The organism is Sulfitobacter mediterraneus, assembly GCF_016801775.1.
Taxonomy (GTDB): domain Bacteria; phylum Pseudomonadota; class Alphaproteobacteria; order Rhodobacterales; family Rhodobacteraceae; genus Sulfitobacter; species Sulfitobacter mediterraneus_A.
In genome coordinates this window covers 415,791-436,190 of record NZ_CP069004.1, presented here as the reverse complement: position 1 = coordinate 436,190, position 20,400 = coordinate 415,791, and the positions used below count along the sequence as shown (strand labels likewise).

Sequence of the window (20,400 nt, the reverse complement as noted above, 5' to 3'; positions counted from 1 at the left end):
CAAACCTTGTTAATCTTCGTTAAGTTCGGATTTTTGAGGTTCCCCCAGTATGTTTAAAAAGTCACTCCTTACCGTTGCGGCGCTTGCCGTCCTGGCAACCCCTGCCCTGTCAGCAGAATGCATCACCAGCAAAGGCAGCTTCGGCGCCTACAAGCAGAGCTTGGCAAAAGACGCAGCCAAGGCGGGCGTGGGCCAACGGGGACTTCAGGCGTTGAACGCGGCCAGCCTGTCAGACATCACCTGGCGTTTTGAATCGCGCCCCTCCAGCCAGACCGGCGTATCGCAGGGTGATCCGGCGCGGTTCCTGGCCAAGCGATCCGGCAGTTCGGCGCAAAACTTTGTCAACCAGACACGCAAGAAGATTGCCCGCAATCCCAATACCTTCGCCGCGATTGAGCGGACATACGGAGTTCCGGCCAGCCTTTTGGCAACGATCTGGGGACTTGAGACAAGCTGGGGCGGCTATTTGGGAAAGACACCCATTGTGAGCGGTGCGGTGACTTTGGCATCCTATTGCCGCCGCCATCCCAAGTTTGAAACCCACGCCATTGCCGCGCTCAAGATGGCCGATCGCGGTGTGATCTCCGGCAAGACCCGCGGCGGCCCTTCGGGCGAATTGGGGCATATGCAGTTTCTGGCGGGCAACTGGCTGCGCTATGGGGTGGATGGCAATGGTGATGGCCGTGCCGACCCCTATACCGCCGCAGATGCCCTGGCCACCGCGGCCAATATGCTGCGCAAAAACGGCTGGAAGCCCGGCAAACCCTTCGGCCAGGGCACCCGCAACTTCAAAGTGTTGTCGGTTTGGAATGACAGCGGCAACTACCAACGCGCCATCGCCTATGCCGCCGGATTGGTGGAGTAATAGGGGAGAATTTCGACCGGTCGAGACTGTATCAAAGGCTGCTTTGAGCCCAATGTAGTCCCCTATTATGGTGAGATATGCTCTCTTCTGCCCCCAAGGCAATCTTGGCTAATCAACTGGGATTTCCGAGGATCATAGATGTCCATCTTCAAAGACTTCGAGTTGGAAGTCGTCGACATACTCACTTCGAACGTCCTCTCCCAAGAATTGAGGTCTAAATTAGACAGTGAAGCTGTGTTGGTTGATCTCAGCTTTTCTGGTTGCGGGTATTTTTTAACCGTCAAACACGACGAACTTCCTTCAGAAAGAGTAGTTTGCAGTGAAGGGGCATCGGGCGAAGTAGATGGCAAACCGATCGGTTTTGTCATCTTCATAGAAGATCAAGAACTTATGCTTGAATGCTTTAGTTTTGGCGAAGACGACTTTCCTGAGTATTATCGAGAATTAGGGATATCAGTGGATTCTGGCTCGGCAATACTTAACGACAACTCGGGAGTTGTTGCCGACAAGAAGCAAAACGGCTCGACCATATGGAACTGGCTCAAGAGATGCCTTGGATTGTGAGGTGGTTTCAGAGATATGCCGCAAAGTCCGCAAAGCCGTCTCTGCCCCCCAATTGCCCTCTGCCGCTCTTCAACCCACGCCCCCTTGCACACCGCCATTCCTCCCCCTATATGACCGCCAAGGGTCAGGCCCCTGCCATCCGCAATCCGGTGAAGTCCTGAATTGTTTTCAAACCTTCAATCTCGCTGATTGACAGGCAACGCGGATCCCTTTCACCCGACGCGAGTGCAGGAGTGTTTGATATGACCAATCCTATTCCGTCCCGTGATGTGCTCAAGGCACAGGCCAAACGCCTGCGCAGTGATTTGAATGCACGCGGCCAGACCATCAGTCACGCAGAAGCGCTGGAAACCATTGCCCATCAGTGGGGCATGCGCGATTGGAACACCATCGCGGCCAAAGCGGCCAATGCCCATCCCGGCTGGACCCCCGGCCAGCGGATATCGGGGCGCTATCTGGGCCATGCCTTTCGCGGCGAGGTCAAGGCGGCGCGGCTGTCGTCCAATGGCTATTGGTCGCTGACCCTTCGCTTTGACGAGGCGATCGATGTGGTGGCGTCCGAGCTGTTCAGTTCGTACCGGCGGCAGGTGAATACCACCGTGAATGCAGCCGGTGTGTCACCGCAGAAAACGTCGAACGGGGTGCCGCATATGGTGCTGGATGTCGCCTGAGCAAAGGGGCGCAGGTCGTTTGATCTGCGCCCGACGCGGCCCAATACTAACGCCGAACAACCCATGTATGAATGGTAAAGATCACCGCATCCGTGCGCGGCATCCGGATGATGCATTGACGCTCTGATCTGTTGAAACGTTCCACTTCCCCCACAGCCTTGCGCCGCGGTTGGTGCAGATCCGCCTCAACATAGCTCAGCCGGTTGAACCGCCACAGGGGCCGCCCGGCCCGCACGCCGTCAAACATCCGCTGTACCCGTCGGGCAATGTCATCATCGTATTCCGGCACTGGGATATGAATATCAACCAACGGCTTGCCTGCCTTTTCCGCCAATCGCCAATTGGCCGGGAAACACAGAACTGCGCCGGTCAATACGTGTTCATCCCCGCGCTTTTGCAAAATACAGATATCTTCTTGCACCAAATGGCCAAGGGTGAGCAGAGGTTGCTGATGGTCCAGCGGCACAATGCGGCCATCGGGGCAGATCACCTCATCCCCTGCCCGTTCAAATCCCAACCCCGGTAACAGATGCAGGGCCTCCTCCAACACCTCCTGCGCAGCGGGCAATGCGGCGGGGTCCATCCACAGCACAGCCTCGCGTTTCTCGGCCAGCAGTTGGGCACGATAGGCCAGTTGCGCGGCGTAAGCCTCATCCACGCGCAGCCAGTCATCCGGCGCACAGGGACCAACCCCAGGCAGTTTGTTCTCAACGGTTTGCGGCGGCGGCAGATGCTCTTGCAGGATCTCGGTCATGGACGGACCATATGAAGACCAACCCGCCTTGTCGTGCAAAAACGACACCTCTTTCTGTCGGATTTCAGCAACCCTTGGCATTTCAAACAGGCACTCTGATCCAAACAAGCGTTGGAGCCCACCATGAACAGCCATTATCGCGACACCCGCAAGATTGATCCGCAATTGGGCAGCACCCTTGCCGATGGCAGCCCCAACGACAACAACCGCATTGAGATCGGCCCGACGCAGCTGGCGTTTGACGAATGGCGGGCGGCGGGGCTGGAGATGCCAAATCTTGAAAAGATGCGCCGCTACAGATGGGAACGGCTGACCCGCCATGTGGTGGACCGCGGCTATGGCGGCATCTTGATGTTTGACCCCCTCAACATCCGCTATGCCACCGACAGCACCAACATGCAGCTTTGGAACACCCACAATCCGTTTCGGGCGGTTCTGCTTTGCGCCGACGGCTATATGGTGATCTGGGACTACAAGAACTCCCCCTTCCTGAGCGAGTTCAACCCACTGGTGCGCGAACAAAGGTCCGGTGCGGACCTGTTCTATTTTGATCGCGGCGACAAGGTTGATCTGGCGGCAGATGTGTTCAGCAACGAAGTGCGGGCGCTGATTGCGGAACACGGCGGCGGCAATATGCGTTTGGCGGTGGACAAGATCATGCTGCACGGGTTGCGAGCGCTTGAGGCGCAGGGCTTTGAGATCATGGACGGCGAAGAGGTCACCGAAAAAAGCCGCTCGATCAAGGGACCGGACGAGATTTTGGCGATGCGCTGTGCCTCCCATGCCTGCGAGGTCTCAGTGCGCGCGATGGAGGATTTTGCCCGCGCGGCTGTGCCAAATGGGAAAACGTCCGAAGATGACATCTGGGCGGTTCTGCACGCCGAGAACATCAAACGCGGCGGCGAATGGATTGAAACGCGGCTTTTGGCGTCCGGGCAACGGACCAACCCATGGTTTCAGGAATGTGGCCCGCGCATCACCCAGCCCAACGAGATCATTGCCTTTGATACCGATCTGATCGGCAGTTATGGCATTTGCGTGGATATCTCGCGCACATGGTGGGTAGGAGATGAGAAGCCGCGTGCAGACATGATCTATGCCATGCAACACGCGGTTGAGCATATTCAGACCAACATGCAAATGCTCAAACCCGGTGTGATGATCCCCGAATTGACCGCCGGTACGCATGTGCTGGACGCGCAGTATCAGGCCGGAAAATACGGCTGCCTGATGCATGGCGTGGGCCTGTGTGATGAATGGCCTCTCGTGGCCTATCCTGATCACGCGGTTGCGGGGGCTTACGACTACCCGCTGGAGGCTGGCATGGTGCTGTGTGTGGAGGCCCTGGTCTCGCCCGAGGGCGGGGATTTTTCGATCAAGCTGGAAGATCAGGTTTTGGTCACAGAAGATGGATTTGAAAACCTGACAACCTATCCCTTCGATGCGGCCTTAATGGGCGACTAAAGTCAGGTTCAAAATTTATCCTTCGAATACAGATGCTTGAGGCGGATTTCCGCCTCATCCCTTTGCGCGCGCCAAGTGACATATGTCACAAGACACCTTGGAATTACCCGGCATTTGCCCAAATTTTTGCACAATTCGCGCCTATCTCGGTCCTCGGCATTAAGCCCTAGTAGGTCAGAAGACTGAACATCCCGAGAAATGAGGAGAGCAGTCATGTCGTCCATTCTCAACAATAATTCCGCAACGGTGGCCCTGGCCACACTCAAAAATGTCAACCGTGGTCTGAATGAAACCCAGTCGCGTATTTCAACCGGTTTGCAGGTACGCTCCGGTAAGGAAAACGCCGCCTACTTCGCCATCTCCGAAACGATGAAGGGCGACAGCGGCATGTTCAAGGCCATCAACGAAGGTATGACAGCCACGAAAAACTCCGTTGCAACCGCCCGTCTTGGCGCCGAAACAGTCAAGGATCTGGCCAACCAGATGGTTGAGCGTATCGCGTTTGCCCAAAGCGATGGTGTGGACAAAGCCGACGTTCAAAGTGAACTCGACGCTCTGGCCGAAAACATGCAGTCCGCCATTGATCAGGCCACCTTTAACGGTGACGATCTGGTGGGTGCCGCGTCTTCGACCGTGACAGTTGTCAGCGGTATTTCCCGCGCCAGCGGTTCTTTCGCAACAACCACAATCAGCTTTGACACGGTTGACCTTCAGGCGATTCAGACAGCTATGGCAGCGGTTGATGTGACCGACACTTCAACAACCATGGCGGCCAAACTGGTCGTGGCCGAGGGCCAGCTGTCCAACGCGATTGACGCGGCGACGTCTATGGGCGTGACCGAGAAAACGCTTGAAGGCCAGATGGACTTTCTTGACAGCCTGACAGACACGCTGGATTCCGGTATCAGCTCCATGGTGGATGCGAATATGGAAGAAGAAGCGGCCCGTCTGCAGGCCTATCAGGTGCAGCAGCAGTTGGCGACGCAGTCCCTGTCGATTGCCAACCAGGCACCAGGCAACATTCTGAGCCTGTTCCGTTAATCGGCTGCCAATCTTGGAAATTTGCCCCGTCCGGTTCTGCCGGGCGGGGTTTTCTTTTGTCTCGCGCGTGCCCGCCGCGCCGCGATTGTCCTTCAAACCTGCTGACCCGTGGCCCTAGGTTTGCTAACGTCCCATTGTCGCTTTGATAGATCAGGGCAAAGTAAAGTGGGAAAAACCAATGCTTGACGTCGATGAAGAGATCACCAGCCTTTCGCGACTGCGTGAATTGCTGCCCACAGAAGGGTTCACAAACACCTTTTTGAAGGTCACGGACAAAATCACTCCTGTTGCGACCCAGTTTATCGAAACCGCGCCCTTTATCGTGATCGGCACCAAATCCTCGGACGGTCTGATCGACGTTTCACCCAAAGGGGATCCGGCCGGATTTGTCGAGGTCTATGACGAAAAGACCCTGATCATCCCCGATCGGTTGGGCAATCACCGCGTGGATGGATTTCAGAATATTCTGGAAGATCCGAACGTTGCGATCCTGTTTATTGTGCCGGGGCATGGCGACACGTTGCGCGTTGCGGGCAAGGCGAGGATTGTCAAAGACAAGTCGATCAGCGCACGACATGCGATCAAGGGCCGCGCTCCAATGTTGGCATTGGTTGTTGAGGTCGAGGAGGTCTTTATGCATTGCTCGAAGTCCTTGATCCGATCGCGCCTGTGGCAGCCTGATCATTGGCCCGCGAGAAAGACAGCGCCAACGCTGGCTGAATGGGTGATTGAAGTGGTCGACAGAGACCAGACCCTGAACGAGGTCCAGGAGGACCATTCCAATGACGAGGCAGAGCGCCTGTATTAGAACCGGTGCAATGGCAGTCTGAAATTGACATTAAGATCGCGGCGCAAAGCCCTGATCTTGAGTCCTATTCTCCAACCCGCCTTTGCCCCTATTGCCCCAAAGCCTGCCCCAGATCTGCAATCAGATCACCCGCGTCCTCAATCCCCACCGACAACCGCAACAGACCTTCGGGGATGCCGGTGTGCGGCTCGATTGTGTGGCGATGCTCCACCAGGCTTTCAACCCCGCCGAGCGAGGTCGCCCGCAAGAACAATTGCAACCGCCCCGCCGCCTTGAGCGCCGCCGCGCCGCCGCCTTTGACCACAAAGGACAGAAGTCCGCCATATCCGCCAGTCATCTGGCGTTTGGCGATCACATGGCCGGGATGGTCCGGCAATCCGGGGTAAAGCACGGCCTCAACCTGTGGGTGGTCCTGCAAATATTCAGCGATCTTCATGGCATTGCGGGACATTTCCCGCATCCGCAGTGGCAGCGTGCGCATCCCGCGGGTCAAAAGCCATGCCTCCATCGGCCCCATCACCGCGCCAGCCTGATTGCGATCATCCACGATCATCTTCCAGATGTCATCCTCCGGTGCCGCCGTTGACAGCGTTCCGGCCAGAACATCGGAATGCCCATTGATCCCCTTGGTCGCCGAATGCATGACAATATCCGCGCCGAGCGCCAAAGGCTGGCTCAGCACCGGTGTCGCCGCCGTGCTGTCCACCACCAATTTCGCCCCGGCCGCATGGGCCATCCGCGCCGCGCCGGTCACATCGGTGATGCGCAGCCACGGATTTGACGGGGTCTCGATCCAGATGAGCGCCGGTTTATGCACCTTGCAGGCGATCTCCAGACTGATCGGGTCAGAGGTTTCCACCTCATGCAGTTCGATCCCCCGCCGCGTGCAGAAATCGCGGATCCATGCGGTTGTGCCCCAGTAGATCTGCGTCTGAACAACCACGCTGGCGCCGGTCGGCACGGTGCGAAACACCGCCGCAACCGCTGCCATGCCGGAAGGAAACAGCAGGCTCTCTGCCGCACCTTCGAGTTTTGACAACAGATCTTCAGCCACCCGCACGTTTTCGTTGTGGGACCGCAGATAGACATTCTCCGGATTGACCGGATCATAGTTTTCATCCCGCACAAAGGTCGTGGCCATATGAATACCCGGCACAACACCGGCTGTATGCGCGTCAGCGGCCCCGCCCGCGTGGGCGGCGATGGTTGCAGGGTGCAGATCGGGTTTGAATGTGTCAGCCACGGGCATATCTCGTCTTGGATGGTTTCGCGCCAGTGCTACACTCCTGCCGCCGCGGTGTAAAACCCTCGCCGCGATGCTCCGCCGCTGTCACTCCCCCGTGAGGGGTCTGTCACATGACTTGCGCATGGCCTGCCCATCACTCACCTTTGACCAAAGCCAAGCGGAGAACAGATCATGGCCACCAAACGCATCACCTTTCCCGGCCATGACGGCACTCCGCTTGCGGCGCGGCTGGATCTGCCCGATGGGCCACATCTCGCGACCGCGCTCTTTGCCCATTGTTTCACCTGCGGCAAGGACATCGCCGCCGCCCGCCGCATCGCGGCGCGGCTGGCCGGCATGGGCATCGCTGTATTGCGCTTTGATTTCACCGGCCTGGGCCATTCGGAGGGGGAGTTTGCCAATACCTCCTTTACCTCCAACGTCGAAGACCTGATCGCGGCCTGCACCTATCTGGATCAATCCGGCATCGCGCCCAGCCTGCTGATCGGCCACTCCCTTGGCGGCGCGGCGGTGCTAAGCGCCGCCAGCCGGATGCCGGGGATCAAGGCCGTGGCCAGCCTTGCCGCGCCTTTTGACCCCAGCCATGTCATTCACAACTTTGCCGATGCCCTGCCCGAGATCCGCGCCGAGGGGCAGGCCGAGGTTTGCCTCGCGGGCCGCCCCTTCACGATCAGCAGAGGCTTTATCGAGGATATCGAACAGGCCGCCCTGACCCAGTCCATCAAAGCCTTGGATGCGGCGCTTATGGTGATGCATGCGCCGTTGGATGATGTGGTGGGCATCGAAAACGCCAGCCAGATCTTTGGCGCCGCCAAACACCCCAAAAGCTTTGTCACGCTGGACAATGCCGACCATTTGATCAGCCGCGCCGAAGATGCCGATTATGCCGCCGAGGTGATCGCCACATGGGCCGGCCGCTACATTCCACTGGCCCCGCCTGCCCCGCCGCCCGGCGCACCCGAGGGAATCATCCGCGTTGCCGAAGCCGACCCGGACGGGTTCTTGCAGGATGTCTTTTCCGGCCCGCACCATCACGCGCTGGCGGATGAACCGCTCGCCTATGGCGGCACCAATCGCGGCATGTCGCCCTATGGCTTTCTTTCCGCCGGACTGGGCGCCTGCACCTCGATGACCATTCGCATGTACGCCCGCCGCAAGGGCTGGCCCCTCGATCACGTCAGCGTCGATGTCTGCCACGACAAGGTCCACGCGCAAGACGCCGAAACCGGCAGCGGCGCCAAGGTGGACACATGGCGCAGACGCATCCGGCTGGAGGGGGCATTGGACGCGGATCAACGCCAGCGCCTGCTGGAGATTGCGGATAAATGCCCCGTCCACCGCACCCTTGAACGCGCCTCTGAGGTGGTGACAGAACTCATCGACTGACCCTCCCCTCTTTTTGGCGTCAAATACTCCGGGGGAATCGGTGCCCCGCACCGATGGGGGCTGGCACCCTAATCGGCCGCAGGTCGATAAACAGCCTCTGAAATATCCCCCGCCGCCCCGATAAACCGCAACCGGTCGCCCTGCCGGGTCATGTCGTAACAGGCCCAAAGGTCCGAAGGCGGCCATTGGCTGCAGTATTGGTAGCCCTCAACCCGCCAGTATCCCCATGAGTCGCGCCCCGCATTGTACAAGGTCTTGCCCGAGGCGCGAAAATCCTGCCAGGCCGATCCGTATTGCACCACTTTGCCGGTCAAGGCGGCGCTGATCTCTGCCCCGCTCAGAGGTGTCCAAGCCGCCTCGTCCGCTTGCACCGCAAACGGCCCGCACAACATGAAAAACAGCACGAATTGACGCATCTTCTGGCTCCTGCCTTGTTCTTACCCCTGCGGCAGTCTATTGCGCCGGTGACCCACAAAACAGTCACAAAAAGGTGTGTGCCGATGATCCCCCGCTATTCCCGCCCCGATATGGTTGCGATCTGGTCTCCGGAGACAAAATTCCGGATCTGGTATGAGATCGAGGCCCACGCCTGCGATGCAATGGCAGACATCGGCGTGATCCCCCGCGAAAACGCGGATGCGGTGTGGAAGGCCAAGGATGTCGAGTTTGACGTGGCCCGCATCGACGAGATCGAAGCTGTGACCAAACATGACGTCATCGCCTTTCTGACCCATCTGGCCGAACATGTCGGCAGCGACGAGGCCCGCTTTGTGCATCAGGGCATGACCTCCTCCGATGTGCTCGACACTTGTTTTAACGTGCAGCTGACCCGCGCCGCCGATCTGTTGATCGCGGATATGGAAGGGTTGCTGGCCGCGCTCAAACGCCGGGCGCTGGAGCACAAGATGACCGTGCGCATCGGGCGCAGCCATGGCATCCACGCCGAACCCACCACCATGGGCCTGACTTTCGCGCGTTTCTACGCCGAAATGGACCGCAACCTGACGCGTCTGCGCACCGCACGCGACGAGATCGCCACCGGCGCCATTTCGGGCGCTGTCGGCACCTTCGCCAATATCGACCCTGCGGTCGAAGAACATGTCTGCGCCAAACTGGGCCTCAAGCCCGAACCGATCAGCACCCAAGTGATCCCGCGTGACCGCCATGCCGCCTTCTTTGCCGCGCTTGGCGTCGTCGGCTCTTCGATTGAGAACATCGCCACCGAGATCCGCCATATGCAGCGCACGGAAGTGCTTGAGGCCGAAGAGTTTTTCTCGAAGGGCCAAAAAGGGTCCTCCGCGATGCCGCACAAGCGCAATCCGGTTTTGACCGAAAACCTGACCGGTTTGGCCCGTCTGGTGCGCATGGCCGTTGTGCCCGCAATGGAAAACGTCGCCCTCTGGCACGAGCGGGACATCTCCCACAGCTCGGTTGAGCGCAACATCGGCCCCGACACCACGATTACGCTTGATTTTGCCCTCGCCCGTCTGACCTCCGTGGTCGACAAACTGGTAATCTACCCCGACAACATGCTGGCCAATATGAATAAATTCCGCGGTCTGGTGATGTCACAGCGGGTCTTGCTGGCCCTGACCCAAGCGGGCGTCAGCCGCGAGGACAGCTACAAGCTGGTGCAGCGCAATGCGATGAAGGTTTGGGAAGAAGGCAAGGACTTCAAAACCGAACTGCTGGCGGATGCGGACGTGCTGAAATCCCTCAGCGCGGAGGAGATCGAAGAAAAATTCGACCTTGGCTATCACACCAAACATGTTGATACGATCTTCGCCCGCGTGTTCGGCGACTAAAAACACGGTTCTGGCGGCCACGGCCCCGGCTTCATTTGGCAAGAAAAACGCGATCCCGCCCTCTCATGGGGCGGGATCGGTTGTTTTGGGCGAAAAAACAGGCCGCTTCCCGCGCAGTTGTGGTTTTTGAAATCTCAATATTTGAAAAATCCGCCCTTCGGTGTAGCTTTGACTTATCAACCAAAGGAGACGGACCATGAAGACCAAGACCCTTTTGATTGCCCTTACCCTGATCGCGGCCCCCAGCCTGAGCCTTGCGATGGGCTGTTCGCATGGCAAGGAGAAACAGGCAATGTCATGTGCCGCCGGCACAGCCTATGACAGCGCCAGCCACAGTTGCCTGCCTGTCAGTACCTGATCGGCACCGAGACACTCAAGACGCCCAAACATCCAAGTTGCCGGAAAGGTTATACTTTTCGGCAAGCTGATCCATTTTTCCAAAAATCAAACATTCGTGAGCGAATAAATTGGCAGCCCTGCGGGTTATCTCTGTGTGATACCCTTCAGACACGAACATCAGGAGTTTTTATGAAGTATTTTGTTATGGCATCCGCCCTCGCCCTTCCGCTCAGCATGGGTACGGCCCTTTATGCGGCAGGCGGCGGAGATGAGACCGCGCCGTCCAAACCAAAGTGCAAGAATGGTCAGGTCTATGACAAAAAGACCAAGGCTTGCGTGAACGCCGAAGAAAGCCATTTGGACACAGACACGCTTTATCAAACCGTGCGCCAGCTGGCCTATGCAGGCCGTTACGACGATGCGCAGACCGTTCTGGCCGCGATGCCGCAGGATGATGACCGCACCTTGACCTATCTGGGCTTTACCAACCGCAAGATGGGCAAGACCGATCTGGCGATGTCCTATTACAACCGCGCCCTGGTGGTGAACCCGGCCAATGTGTTGGCCCGGTCCTATATGGGCCAGGGGTTTGTTGAAGAGGGCCGCGTGGCCGATGCGCTTGAGCAATTGCGCCTGATCCGCAGCCATGGCGGCAGCGGCACATGGGCCGAAGCCTCCCTGCGCAAGGCCATCGCTGCTGGACGCACTTACAACTACTGATTTCAACCTTTTTTCACCTTTGCCTGTCACAACGTCCCGGCATTCTGCGGGGGACAGGCCAAGATGAACGATGTGGTTCCGATGAACAGTCTCGCGCCGCTTCCTGTCCTTGACGGGGGCGGCGTCACTGTGTCGCTCAGCCGCCGCGCGAAGGCGGCAATCATTGTGCGGCTTTTGCTGAACGACGGGGCTGATATCCCGCTTGAGGACCTGCCGGATGAATTGCAGGCGAGCCTGACCCACCAGATGGGGCAAATGCGCGTGGTGGACCGCGATACAATGATGGCGGTGGTTGAGGAATTCGCCAACGAGGTCGAAAAGGTCGGCCTGTCCTTTCCTGCGGGCATCGCCGGGGCGCTGGATGCGCTGGACGGCAAGATCAGTCCACACACCGCCGCACGCCTGCGCAAAGAGGCCGGCGTGCGCCAGTTTGGCAACCCTTGGGCGCGGCTTGGCGAATTGGGCGCAGAGCGCCTGCTGCCCGCCGTTGAGAACGAAAGCATTGAAGTGGCGGCGGTGGTGCTGTCGAAACTGCCCGTTGCCATGTCCGCCGAGATCCTCGGCAAATTGCCCGGCCCGCAAGCGCGGCGTATCACCTATGCGGTGTCCCTGACGGGCGCTGTCACGCCAGAGGCCGTCGACCGGATTGGCCTGTCATTGGCCAGCCAGCTGGACGCCCAGCCCGCCACCGCCTTTGACAGTGATCCGGTTGAAAGGGTCGGCGCGATCCTGAATTCCTCCACCAATGTGACCCGCGACGATGTGCTGACCGGCCTCGACGAAACCGATCAGGGCTTTGCCAATGCGGTGCGCAAGGCGATCTTTACCTTTGCCAATATCCCCGCCCGCATCGCCCCACGCGACATCCCCCGCATCCTGCGCGAGGTGGATCAGGACAAGCTGGTGCTGGCCCTCGCCGGTGCAGAGGCTGCCGGATTTGCCGCATCGCGTGATTTCGTGCTGGAGAACATGTCAGGCCGCATGGCCGATCAATTGCGCGAAGAGATTGAAGAGGCCGGCAAGGTCAAGGCCGCCGAGGTCGAGGCGGCCATGTCAGGTATCGTCGATGTGATCCGCGCGATGGAACAATCGGGCGATCTGTTGTTGGTGGTTGAAGACGACGACGAAGACTAGGCTCCGGTCCCCTTCTTCGCAGAGGATCACTGCCCATCCTGCGGGTGGTGTCTTGTTGCCGCTGGGCGGGCGGGCTATGTCTGGCGTAATCGCCACAGCTGATCGAGGCTTATGTCCGCCCCTGCCCCCACAGACGCAAATGATCCGCCACGGCTGCGCAAATTTGTCCATTACACCACCAACCTGATGATCGTGGCGGTGATCCGGTTGGCGCTGGCATTGCCTTATGCCCTGCGCGTGCGCTTTGTCGGGTGGTTGGTGCAGCATGTCATCGGCCCGCTGGCCGGATACCGCAAACGCGCATTGGACAATCTGGCGCTGATCCATCCCGAGATGGAGGAAGACCAACGGCAACAGATCGCCTCCGATTGTCTCAACAACGTCGGGCGCAGTTTTATCGAAAACTATTCTGCCCGCGATTTTCCCGCCCGCATGGCCCAGATCACACCCGAAGGGCCCGGCTTTGCCGCGCTGGAAGAGGCCGCCGCCGCGAACCGTCCGGTGATCCTTGTCACCGGGCATTTTGGCAATTACGAGGCCACCCGCGCCGCCTTGGTGGCACGTGGCTTCGATATTGGCGGGCTCTACAGAGACATGAAGAACCCCTATTTCAACGCCCATTATGTGAAAACCATGGAGGCTTTTGGCGGGCCGGTGTTTCCGCAGGGGCGCAAAGGCACTGCCGGATTTGTGCGACATCTCAAGGGTGGCGGGCAACTGGTGCTGCTGTTTGATCAGCATGTGATGTATGCGCCGATCCTTGATTTTATGGGCGAACCGGCGCGCACAGCCCTGTCAGCGGCGGAACTGGCGCTGCGCTATGATGCTTTGCTGATCCCGTTCTATGGCATTCGCCAGCCAGATGGCTTGTCGTTTCAAACACTGCTAGAGGCACCCGTTTCCCATTCGGACGCCCAGACCATGACGCAGGCAATCAACGACAGCCTTGCCGCGCAAGTGGCAAAACGTCCTGAACAATGGTTCTGGGTTCACCGCCGCTGGCGCAGTCACGAGCCCTAGGTTGATTTGCGATCAGCGCAGGCGGGCCGCACCAAAAATTGGCCCGGCGTTGCGCCCCTGAATGATCACTACGGAGGGTTTGTCGCCTTCCACCTGCGCCACAAGTTTCAGCGCCTCACGGCCGTCCCAGTGGCCCAGAACGGTCCATCCTTCGACGATATTTGCGTATTCCACGGTTTTACCTGCGTTCTCTCCGCGTTTGATATGGGTCGTTTGGCGCGGCTCATAGCGCAGCATATGGACCGTCATACCGCCCTGGACCTGCGCCAGGCGCTTGGCTGTGATCTTGAGGGCATTGCCATCGCGAGACAGTGTTACGGCAACCTTGGGCGCCTGGCGGGCGTGTTCGGCAATCGCCTTGGCCAAGGCCATGGGTTTTGCGCCGACAATATCGGTCTGCCCCTGTACGATCATTTCCGGGGTATAGATTGAGCGGCGATGCCCTGCCGCGGCATAGGCCCGCTGCCGCTCCGCATGGGCGGGATCGCCAAATGGGTCTTTCCAGCCGATGTAATCCCAATAATCCACATGCAGGGCCAGCGCGATCACATCGTCCCGGTCTGCCAGTTCATGCAGGATCTGATCGGCGGGCGGGCAGGATGAACATCCTTGCGAGGTATAAAGTTCGACCACCACGGGTGTGTCTTGCGCAGACAGCGGCGCGGCCAGCGCCATCAAACCTGCAAGAAGAGAGTATTTTAGAAATTTCATCTGATTCCATCACAACACGCCGGGATATACAGCATCTAACCGTCCGGCCCTGAAATAACCAATCAAGGTTTCTTGAGAGCCCGCGTGAGCGATGGACCAATAAAACATGGAATTTCGGTACACCATGGTATACAAAATAGCTCAAATGCCACTAATAGTGGTTGAAACGTGCCTCGCCAGATGGCATTGAGGCGCCAGAAACGCCACCCATCAGACCCCGAAGGGAGCCACTCCATGACAATTACCGTTGGTCAGGACACCGCAAAGACCCGCAAATCCATCACCGCGGGCAACCAGACGATTGCCTATTATTCGATCCCCGCCGCGCAGGACGCCGGGCTTGGCGACTTTTCCAAGCTGCCCGCCGCGCTCAAGGTCGTGCTGGAAAACATGCTGCGGTTCGAGGATGGCAAGACCGTCACCGTGGACGACATCAAGGCCTTTGCCGAATGGGGTGCCAAGGGCGGCAAGAACCCGCGCGAGATTGCATATCGCCCTGCCCGCGTATTGATGCAGGATTTCACCGGCGTTCCGGCGGTTGTCGATCTGGCCGCGATGCGCGACGGTCTGGTGGCGCTTGGCGGTGACGCGGAAAAGATCAACCCGCTGAACCCTGTTGATCTGGTCATCGACCACTCGGTGATGATTGATGAGTTCGGCAACCCGCGCGCGTTTCAGATGAACGTAGACCGCGAATATGAGCGGAACATGGAACGCTACACCTTCCTCAAGTGGGGACAAAAGGCGTTTAACAACTTCCGCGTTGTGCCCCCCGGCACCGGCATCTGTCACCAGGTGAACCTTGAATATCTGGCACAAACGGTCTGGACCGACAAAGACCAGAACGGCGATGAAGTGGCCTATCCTGATACGCTGGTCGGCACAGACAGCCACACCACAATGGTCAACGGCATGGCCGTTCTGGGCTGGGGTGTTGGCGGGATCGAGGCCGAGGCTGCCATGCTGGGTCAGCCGATTTCGATGCTGATCCCCGAAGTGGTCGGTTTTGAGCTGACCGGCCGCATGATGGAAGGCACCACAGGCACCGACCTTGTGCTGAAAGTTGTTGAAATGCTGCGTGAAAAAGGCGTGGTCAGCAAATTTGTCGAATTCTACGGCGAGGGTCTTGATCACCTGCCCCTGGCAGACCGTGCGACCATCGCCAACATGGCACCTGAGTATGGCGCGACCTGCGGCTTTTTCCCGATCGACGGTGAAACCCTGCGTTACCTGCGCACCACGGGCCGTGATGAGGACCGCATCGCGCTGGTCGAAGCCTATGCCAAAGAAAACGGGATGTGGCGCGGCGACGATTACGCGCCCATCTATACTGACACATTGAGCCTGGATATGGGCACCATCGTGCCTGCGATCTCCGGCCCGAAACGCCCGCAGGATTATATTGCACTGACCTCGGCGCACACGGCGTTTGGTGAATACGTCAAAGGTGTCCGCGCGGGCAAGGATGCCTCCCCGAAAGAAGAAATTCGCTGGGAAGGCGAAGGTGGCCAGCCTGAACCACGTGAAATCCCCGGTGATGAAGGCAGCCACAAACGTGGCTATGTGAAAACCGACGACGGTCATTACCAGCTGCATGACGGGTCTATCGTGATCGCCTCGATCACGTCATGCACCAATACTTCGAACCCCTATGTGATGATCGGCGCGGGTCTGGTGGCACGCAAGGCACGCGCGCTGGGTCTGACCCGCAAGCCTTGGGTCAAAACATCGCTGGCCCCCGGCTCGCAAGTGGTGTCGGCCTATCTTGAGGCTGCGAACCTGCAGGAAGATCTGGACGCCATCGGCTTTAACCTTGTCGGCTATGGCTGCACCACCTGTATTGGTAACTCCGGCCCGCTTGAGCCGGCGATCAGCAAGGCAATCAACGACTATGATCTGATCGGCACCTCGATCCTGTCGGGCAACCGCAACTTCGAAGGGCGCATTTCCCCTGATGTGCGCGCCAACTACCTCGCTTCGCCTCCCCTCGTGGTGGCCTATGCGCTGGTCGGTGACATGAACCATGATCTGGCAAACAGCCCGCTGGGTCAGGATCAGAATGGCAATGATGTTTATCTCAAGGACATCTGGCCCACCACGCAAGAGGTCGCGGAACTGGTCGAACAGACTGTCACCCGCGAGGCGTTCCAGACCAAATATGCCGACGTCTTCAAAGGCGACGAAAAGTGGCAGGCAGTGGAAACCACAGACAGCCAGACCTACGACTGGCCGGTACAATCCACCTATGTTCAGAACCCGCCTTACTTCCAGGGGATGAGCAAAGATCCCGGTGTGATCACCAACATCGAAGGTGCCAAGGTGCTTGCGGTTCTCGGCGATATGATCACCACTGACCACATTTCACCCGCCGGTTCTTTCAAGGCGGACACCCCTGCCGGTCAGTATCTGACCGAACGTCAGGTGCCCGTCCGCGAGTTCAACTCCTACGGCTCCCGCCGGGGCAACCATGAAGTGATGATGCGCGGTACCTTTGCCAACATTCGCATCAAGAATGAGATGCTGGATGGCGTTGAGGGCGGCTATACAAAAGGCCCCGATGGCGCGCAGACCTCGATCTTCGACGCGGCCATGGCGCATCAGGCCAATGGCACCCCGCTGGTGGTCTTTGGCGGTGAACAATACGGCGCGGGGTCCAGCCGTGACTGGGCGGCCAAGGGCACAGCCCTGCTGGGCGTCAAGGCGGTGATTGCCGAGAGCTTTGAGCGTATCCACCGTTCCAACCTCGTTGGCATGGGCGTGATCCCGTTTGAATTCACTGGCGGTGACAACCGCAAATCTCTGGGCCTGACGGGCGAGGAAACTGTGTCGATCTCTGGTCTGGACACAATCCAGCCCCTGCAAGACGTGCCTTGCGCGATCACCATGGCGGACGGAACGGTCAAGAACATCATGATCAAATGCCGGATCGATACCGCAATCGAGATCGAATACATCGAACATGGCGGCGTGCTGCACTACGTGTTGCGCGATCTGGCCAAAGCAGGCTAGAACTGCGATCAGTCAAATAGAAAAGGCCCCGGCATTGCGTCCGGGGCCTTTTTCTTTGCCAGTTTCATTTGGCCAAAAACTCAATCCCGCTTATCGGCCAAGCGCCTCGCGCAACGCGGGCAGGAACCGTTGCTCGTAGTCGCTGCCAACCAGCGGTCCGGCATAGCGGAACAGCACCGTGCCGCTGCCATCCAGAATGAAGGTTTCCGGCGGCGCGGTCACGCCCCAGTCAATCGCAGTGCGCCCCTGTGGATCGAACCCGACGCCGATAAAGGGATTGCCGTCTTCGGTCAGATAATCGCGGGCATTGCCTTCGAGGTCTTTGAAATTGATGCCGACGATGGGCATGCCCTCTGCGGCCATTTCAAGAAGCTTGGGATGTTCGGCGCGGCAGGGCGGGCACCAGCTGGCCCAGAAATTCACCAATGTCACCTCGCCCGAGGCCAGCATATCGGCGGTTGCTGGCGGAAACCCGTCCAGCGGCAGCTCTGGCACGCCGGGTGCCTTTTGCCCAACCAGGGTGGAGGGCAGCCCCTCGAGGTCATCACGGAACATGCCAACGGCAGCCAGCGCCACAAATCCGGCAAAGATCAGCGGTGGGGCGATCATCAGGGGGCGTATCCTAGCCATTTTTCTTGATCTCCGCTTCGATCTTTCTCAGGGCGGCGCGCGCCGTCCGGCCACGGCGCAGGGTCAGCGCCAGAAGCCCGGCAAGCAAAAGCAGTGTCGCGCCATAGGACGACAGCACTTCGAAGGCATATTTCCCCAGATCCGGCATCACAGCCCCCTCTCCGACCGCGCCAGCAATGCGGCGGCCCTGCGGATGCGAATTTCTGTGCCGGTGCGGTAGAGCACCATTGCAAGAAACAGCAGCACAAAACCCGCCATCGAAATCGCCAGTGGCACAAAAAACGTATCATCCACCGTGCGCCCGCCCGTGGCCACCGGCACCGAGGTGCCCTGGTGCAGGCCCTGGTTCCAGAACCGCACGGCATAGCGCGACAGCAGCGCAAAGACGGAGCCGACCAAACACAGGATGGAGGTCAAATCCGCCGCCGTGTCCGGGTCTTCGATCGCGGCCCACAGGGCGATGTAGCCCAGGTAAAACAGGAAAAGGATCAAAAACGAGGTCAGGCGCGGATCCCAAGCCCACCATGTGCCCCACATCGGTTGGCCCCAAAGGGCCCCGGTGATCAGGGCTATTACGGTCATCACCATGCCCACCGGCGCGGCAGCCTTGGCGGCCAGCGCGCTGACGTGGTGCCGCCGGATCAGCCAGATCAGCGAGGTGATCAGCATCATGCCCCACGCGTTGATTGCCATCATCGCGGATGGCACGTGGATAAAGATGATCTTGACCGTTGATCCCTGCCGGTAGTCATCGGGCGTGCCAAAGAACCCCCAGACCAGACCAGTGGCCACGCTCGCGGCGGCCAGCACCCAAAGCACAGGCTGCACCCGCTCTGACAAAGCGAGAAATCTCACGGGGTTTGCATATTGCCAAATGGACATGGGGTTTATCTAACGCTCCGCTGCGGCCCGCTCAATGCTCAAACGCGTGAACGGGGCGGGATGGACAAAAAGACGCGATCATCGCAGACCCATGCGCAGAACAGCGGCGCTGGCAAAGGGCATCAGCGCGATGGTGGCAAAGGTGATCCCGGCCAGCATGATCAGGTAGGTGTCATGCTGCATTCCCATCGCCCCGCGCCGCGCGGCCTCGGCCCCGAAAATCAGCGTTGGCACATAAAGCGGCAGCACCAGCAACGACAAAAGCAGCCCGCCACGTTTGATGCCCACGGTCAGCGCCGCACCAAAGGTGCCGATCACCGACAGCGCCGGCGTGCCAAGCGCCAGCGAAATGACCAGCGGCAAAAACCCTTGCGGCGGCAGGTTCAGCAACACCGCCAGAACCGGCGCGGCCAGCACGAGCGGCAGGCCCGTGGTCAACCAATGAGCCAGTGCCTTGATGCTCACCACCGCCTCAAGCGGCAGGGGAGCCGTGACCAGCAGATCCAGCGTCCCGTCCTCGTAATCCAGCGCCAGCAGACGATCCAGCGACAGCAGGCAAGCCAGCAATGCGCCCAGCCACAACACCCCTGCCGCGATCCGGCCCAGCAGTTCCGGCTGCGGGCCAACGCTGAACGGGACCAGCACGGTCACGATGAGGAAAAACGCAAGGCCAAGACCAAATCCGCCGCCCGCCCGCAAGGCAAGACGCAGATCGCGGATCAGCAGGGCAATCACAGGAACGCCTCATCGCTGGCCCCGGCGCGGGCGCTGGCATGGGCGCGAAACGGTGTGAGGTCCAGCACCTCGGCCTCCAGCCCCAGATCAATATGCGTGGCCATCAGGGCCGAACCGCCCTGCCCCAGATGTGCCCGCACCGCCGCGGCAAATTGCGCCACGGCATCTTTGTCGAGCGACACAGTCGGTTCATCCAAAATCCAGATCGGTCGCCCGGTCACCAACAATCGCGCCAGACCCAAGCGGCGCTTTTGCCCGGCCGACAGGGTGCCTGCCAAACGGTCCGCCAGTGGGTGCAGGGCATAGGCGTCCAGCGCTGCAGTGATATCGGTGCGGCCAAAGACCTGCGCCCAGAACATCAGGTTTTCGCGTACACTCAACATCGCCTTGAGGCCATCGGCGTGGCCAGCATAGGCAATCTGATCCTCTGCGCCGGTGATCTGTCCCGACAGCGGCGGTTGCAATCCGGAGATGCTGCGCAAAAGCGTGGTTTTACCCGCCCCGTTTGGCCCGCGAAGGATCAGCGCCTGACCGGGCCCTACCGTCAGCGATACACCCGTCAGCACAGGCACGCCGCCACGGGCAAGGGTCAGGTTGTCCACACGCAAGGTCATGG

Annotated in this window: 22 protein-coding genes; 13 read left to right on the top strand and 9 right to left on the bottom strand. The window is 59.3% G+C overall.

All coding sequences use genetic code 11. The annotated features are described in order from the left end of the window. Positions 1-49: 49 nt before the first annotated feature. The 3 genes from JNX03_RS02070 to JNX03_RS02060 all read left to right on the top strand — a co-directional run bounded on the left by JNX03_RS02070 (position 50) and on the right by JNX03_RS02060 (position 2,100). Entirely contained in the window at positions 50-865 is an 816-nt protein-coding gene (locus tag JNX03_RS02070) for a lytic murein transglycosylase (protein WP_203210814.1), read from the top strand. A gap of 138 nt (positions 866-1,003) precedes the next feature. Next, the gene (locus JNX03_RS02065) at positions 1,004-1,429 is read left to right on the top strand and encodes a hypothetical protein (RefSeq protein ID WP_037910723.1); all 426 of its coding nucleotides are present in this window, start codon (positions 1,004-1,006) and stop codon (positions 1,427-1,429) included. 242 nt (positions 1,430-1,671) lie between these two features. After that, positions 1,672-2,100: a glyoxalase superfamily protein gene (locus tag JNX03_RS02060; protein ID WP_203210813.1), complete on the top strand. Its 429-nt coding sequence runs from the start codon at positions 1,672-1,674 to the stop codon at positions 2,098-2,100. 46 nt (positions 2,101-2,146) lie between these two features. Here JNX03_RS02060 and JNX03_RS02055 read toward each other — a convergent pair whose 3' ends face one another. Continuing rightward, positions 2,147-2,854 carry a heme-dependent oxidative N-demethylase family protein gene (locus tag JNX03_RS02055; protein ID WP_203210812.1) on the bottom strand — a complete coding sequence of 236 codons (708 nt, stop codon included), beginning with the start codon at positions 2,852-2,854 and terminating at the stop codon, positions 2,147-2,149. 123 nt (positions 2,855-2,977) lie between these two features. Here JNX03_RS02055 and dddP point away from each other — a divergent pair, with 123 nt between their 5' ends. From dddP to JNX03_RS02040, 3 genes are all read left to right on the top strand, one after another. Continuing rightward, the gene (gene dddP, locus JNX03_RS02050; RefSeq protein WP_203210811.1) at positions 2,978-4,318 is read left to right on the top strand and encodes a dimethylsulfonioproprionate lyase DddP; all 1,341 of its coding nucleotides are present in this window, start codon (positions 2,978-2,980) and stop codon (positions 4,316-4,318) included. A 213-nt stretch (positions 4,319-4,531) separates the two neighbouring features. Continuing rightward, positions 4,532-5,359 carry a flagellin gene (locus JNX03_RS02045; RefSeq protein WP_203210810.1) on the top strand — a complete coding sequence of 276 codons (828 nt, stop codon included), beginning with the start codon at positions 4,532-4,534 and terminating at the stop codon, positions 5,357-5,359. Positions 5,360-5,537: 178 nt separating this feature from the next. Beyond that, positions 5,538-6,167 (top strand): MSMEG_1061 family FMN-dependent PPOX-type flavoprotein, encoded by a 630-nt coding sequence (locus tag JNX03_RS02040; RefSeq protein ID WP_203210809.1) that lies wholly within the window; start codon positions 5,538-5,540, stop codon positions 6,165-6,167. Between the two features lie 88 nt (positions 6,168-6,255). Here JNX03_RS02040 and JNX03_RS02035 read toward each other — a convergent pair whose 3' ends face one another. Then, positions 6,256-7,416 (bottom strand): trans-sulfuration enzyme family protein, encoded by a 1,161-nt coding sequence (locus JNX03_RS02035; RefSeq protein WP_203210808.1) that lies wholly within the window; start codon positions 7,414-7,416, stop codon positions 6,256-6,258. Positions 7,417-7,584: 168 nt separating this feature from the next. On the opposite strand from JNX03_RS02035, the gene JNX03_RS02030 reads away from it, so the two are divergent. Further along, entirely contained in the window at positions 7,585-8,799 is a 1,215-nt protein-coding gene (locus JNX03_RS02030; protein WP_203210807.1) for a bifunctional alpha/beta hydrolase/OsmC family protein, read from the top strand. 68 nt (positions 8,800-8,867) lie between these two features. Here the strand turns inward: JNX03_RS02030 and JNX03_RS02025 are convergent, their stop codons facing one another. Next, positions 8,868-9,215, bottom strand: coding sequence for a hypothetical protein (locus JNX03_RS02025; RefSeq protein ID WP_231024124.1), 348 nt, complete (start codon positions 9,213-9,215; stop codon positions 8,868-8,870). Positions 9,216-9,299: 84 nt separating this feature from the next. On the opposite strand from JNX03_RS02025, the gene purB reads away from it, so the two are divergent. The 5 genes from purB (at position 9,300) to JNX03_RS02000 (ending at position 13,817) form a co-directional block, all read left to right on the top strand. Beyond that, positions 9,300-10,604 carry an adenylosuccinate lyase gene (purB, locus tag JNX03_RS02020; RefSeq protein WP_203210806.1) on the top strand — a complete coding sequence of 435 codons (1,305 nt, stop codon included), beginning with the start codon at positions 9,300-9,302 and terminating at the stop codon, positions 10,602-10,604. Between the two features lie 196 nt (positions 10,605-10,800). Continuing rightward, the gene (locus JNX03_RS02015) at positions 10,801-10,962 is read left to right on the top strand and encodes a hypothetical protein (protein WP_203210805.1); all 162 of its coding nucleotides are present in this window, start codon (positions 10,801-10,803) and stop codon (positions 10,960-10,962) included. 170 nt (positions 10,963-11,132) lie between these two features. Continuing rightward, a complete protein-coding gene (locus JNX03_RS02010; protein ID WP_203210804.1) occupies positions 11,133-11,663 on the top strand; it encodes a hypothetical protein in 531 nt (176 codons plus the stop codon). Between the two features lie 63 nt (positions 11,664-11,726). Then, positions 11,727-12,797 carry a flagellar motor switch protein FliG gene (locus tag JNX03_RS02005; RefSeq protein ID WP_203210803.1) on the top strand — a complete coding sequence of 357 codons (1,071 nt, stop codon included), beginning with the start codon at positions 11,727-11,729 and terminating at the stop codon, positions 12,795-12,797. A 111-nt stretch (positions 12,798-12,908) separates the two neighbouring features. Continuing rightward, positions 12,909-13,817, top strand: a complete 909-nt coding sequence (locus JNX03_RS02000; RefSeq protein ID WP_203210802.1) for a lysophospholipid acyltransferase family protein — start codon at positions 12,909-12,911, stop codon at positions 13,815-13,817. Between the two features lie 12 nt (positions 13,818-13,829). Here the strand turns inward: JNX03_RS02000 and JNX03_RS01995 are convergent, their stop codons facing one another. Then, a complete protein-coding gene (locus JNX03_RS01995; protein ID WP_203210801.1) occupies positions 13,830-14,528 on the bottom strand; it encodes a DUF1223 domain-containing protein in 699 nt (232 codons plus the stop codon). A 234-nt stretch (positions 14,529-14,762) separates the two neighbouring features. Here JNX03_RS01995 and acnA point away from each other — a divergent pair, with 234 nt between their 5' ends. Continuing rightward, positions 14,763-17,537 carry an aconitate hydratase AcnA gene (acnA, locus tag JNX03_RS01990; RefSeq protein ID WP_203210800.1) on the top strand — a complete coding sequence of 925 codons (2,775 nt, stop codon included), beginning with the start codon at positions 14,763-14,765 and terminating at the stop codon, positions 17,535-17,537. 90 nt (positions 17,538-17,627) lie between these two features. On the opposite strand, the gene JNX03_RS01985 is transcribed toward acnA, so the two are convergent. The 5 genes from JNX03_RS01985 to ccmA all read right to left on the bottom strand — a co-directional run bounded on the left by JNX03_RS01985 (position 17,628) and on the right by ccmA (position 20,398). Beyond that, on the bottom strand, positions 17,628-18,146 hold the full coding sequence (locus tag JNX03_RS01985; protein WP_231024123.1) for a DsbE family thiol:disulfide interchange protein: 519 nt from the start codon (positions 18,144-18,146) through the stop codon (positions 17,628-17,630). A gap of 13 nt (positions 18,147-18,159) precedes the next feature. Beyond that, positions 18,160-18,315 (bottom strand): heme exporter protein CcmD, encoded by a 156-nt coding sequence (gene ccmD / locus JNX03_RS01980; RefSeq protein WP_203210798.1) that lies wholly within the window; start codon positions 18,313-18,315, stop codon positions 18,160-18,162. Further along, on the bottom strand, positions 18,315-19,049 hold the full coding sequence (locus JNX03_RS01975; RefSeq protein WP_203210797.1) for a heme ABC transporter permease: 735 nt from the start codon (positions 19,047-19,049) through the stop codon (positions 18,315-18,317). The genes ccmD and JNX03_RS01975 overlap by 1 nt, the downstream gene beginning before the upstream one ends. A gap of 78 nt (positions 19,050-19,127) precedes the next feature. Then, positions 19,128-19,784 carry a heme exporter protein CcmB gene (gene ccmB, locus JNX03_RS01970; RefSeq protein WP_203210796.1) on the bottom strand — a complete coding sequence of 219 codons (657 nt, stop codon included), beginning with the start codon at positions 19,782-19,784 and terminating at the stop codon, positions 19,128-19,130. Then, positions 19,781-20,398: a heme ABC exporter ATP-binding protein CcmA gene (gene ccmA, locus JNX03_RS01965; protein WP_203210795.1), complete on the bottom strand. Its 618-nt coding sequence runs from the start codon at positions 20,396-20,398 to the stop codon at positions 19,781-19,783. The genes ccmB and ccmA overlap by 4 nt, the downstream gene beginning before the upstream one ends. Positions 20,399-20,400 lie beyond the last annotated feature (2 nt).

What these genes read in the sequence shown, in the direction of transcription:
- JNX03_RS02045 (WP_203210810.1), top strand. Translation starts at nt 4,532, where the DNA reads ATGTCGTCCATTCTCAACAATAATTCCGCAACGGTGGCCCTGGCCACA.
- JNX03_RS02035 (WP_203210808.1), bottom strand. Translation starts at nt 7,416, where the DNA reads ATGCCCGTGGCTGACACATTCAAACCCGATCTGCACCCTGCAACCATC.
- JNX03_RS02030 (WP_203210807.1), top strand. Translation starts at nt 7,585, where the DNA reads ATGGCCACCAAACGCATCACCTTTCCCGGCCATGACGGCACTCCGCTT.
- acnA (WP_203210800.1), top strand. Translation starts at nt 14,763, where the DNA reads ATGACAATTACCGTTGGTCAGGACACCGCAAAGACCCGCAAATCCATC.
- JNX03_RS01995 (WP_203210801.1), bottom strand. Translation starts at nt 14,528, where the DNA reads ATGAAATTTCTAAAATACTCTCTTCTTGCAGGTTTGATGGCGCTGGCC.
- JNX03_RS02015 (WP_203210805.1), top strand. Translation starts at nt 10,801, where the DNA reads ATGAAGACCAAGACCCTTTTGATTGCCCTTACCCTGATCGCGGCCCCC.
- JNX03_RS01975 (WP_203210797.1), bottom strand. Translation starts at nt 19,049, where the DNA reads ATGTCCATTTGGCAATATGCAAACCCCGTGAGATTTCTCGCTTTGTCA.
- JNX03_RS02065 (WP_037910723.1), top strand. Translation starts at nt 1,004, where the DNA reads ATGTCCATCTTCAAAGACTTCGAGTTGGAAGTCGTCGACATACTCACT.
- ccmD (WP_203210798.1), bottom strand. Translation starts at nt 18,315, where the DNA reads ATGCCGGATCTGGGGAAATATGCCTTCGAAGTGCTGTCGTCCTATGGC.
- ccmA (WP_203210795.1), bottom strand. Translation starts at nt 20,398, where the DNA reads ATGACCTTGCGTGTGGACAACCTGACCCTTGCCCGTGGCGGCGTGCCT.
- JNX03_RS02005 (WP_203210803.1), top strand. Translation starts at nt 11,727, where the DNA reads ATGAACGATGTGGTTCCGATGAACAGTCTCGCGCCGCTTCCTGTCCTT.
- purB (WP_203210806.1), top strand. Translation starts at nt 9,300, where the DNA reads ATGATCCCCCGCTATTCCCGCCCCGATATGGTTGCGATCTGGTCTCCG.
- JNX03_RS02010 (WP_203210804.1), top strand. Translation starts at nt 11,133, where the DNA reads ATGAAGTATTTTGTTATGGCATCCGCCCTCGCCCTTCCGCTCAGCATG.
- JNX03_RS02060 (WP_203210813.1), top strand. Translation starts at nt 1,672, where the DNA reads ATGACCAATCCTATTCCGTCCCGTGATGTGCTCAAGGCACAGGCCAAA.
- JNX03_RS02040 (WP_203210809.1), top strand. Translation starts at nt 5,538, where the DNA reads ATGCTTGACGTCGATGAAGAGATCACCAGCCTTTCGCGACTGCGTGAA.
- dddP (WP_203210811.1), top strand. Translation starts at nt 2,978, where the DNA reads ATGAACAGCCATTATCGCGACACCCGCAAGATTGATCCGCAATTGGGC.
- JNX03_RS02070 (WP_203210814.1), top strand. Translation starts at nt 50, where the DNA reads ATGTTTAAAAAGTCACTCCTTACCGTTGCGGCGCTTGCCGTCCTGGCA.
- JNX03_RS02055 (WP_203210812.1), bottom strand. Translation starts at nt 2,854, where the DNA reads ATGACCGAGATCCTGCAAGAGCATCTGCCGCCGCCGCAAACCGTTGAG.
- JNX03_RS02025 (WP_231024124.1), bottom strand. Translation starts at nt 9,215, where the DNA reads ATGCGTCAATTCGTGCTGTTTTTCATGTTGTGCGGGCCGTTTGCGGTG.
- JNX03_RS01985 (WP_231024123.1), bottom strand. Translation starts at nt 18,146, where the DNA reads ATGATCGCCCCACCGCTGATCTTTGCCGGATTTGTGGCGCTGGCTGCC.
- JNX03_RS02000 (WP_203210802.1), top strand. Translation starts at nt 12,909, where the DNA reads ATGTCCGCCCCTGCCCCCACAGACGCAAATGATCCGCCACGGCTGCGC.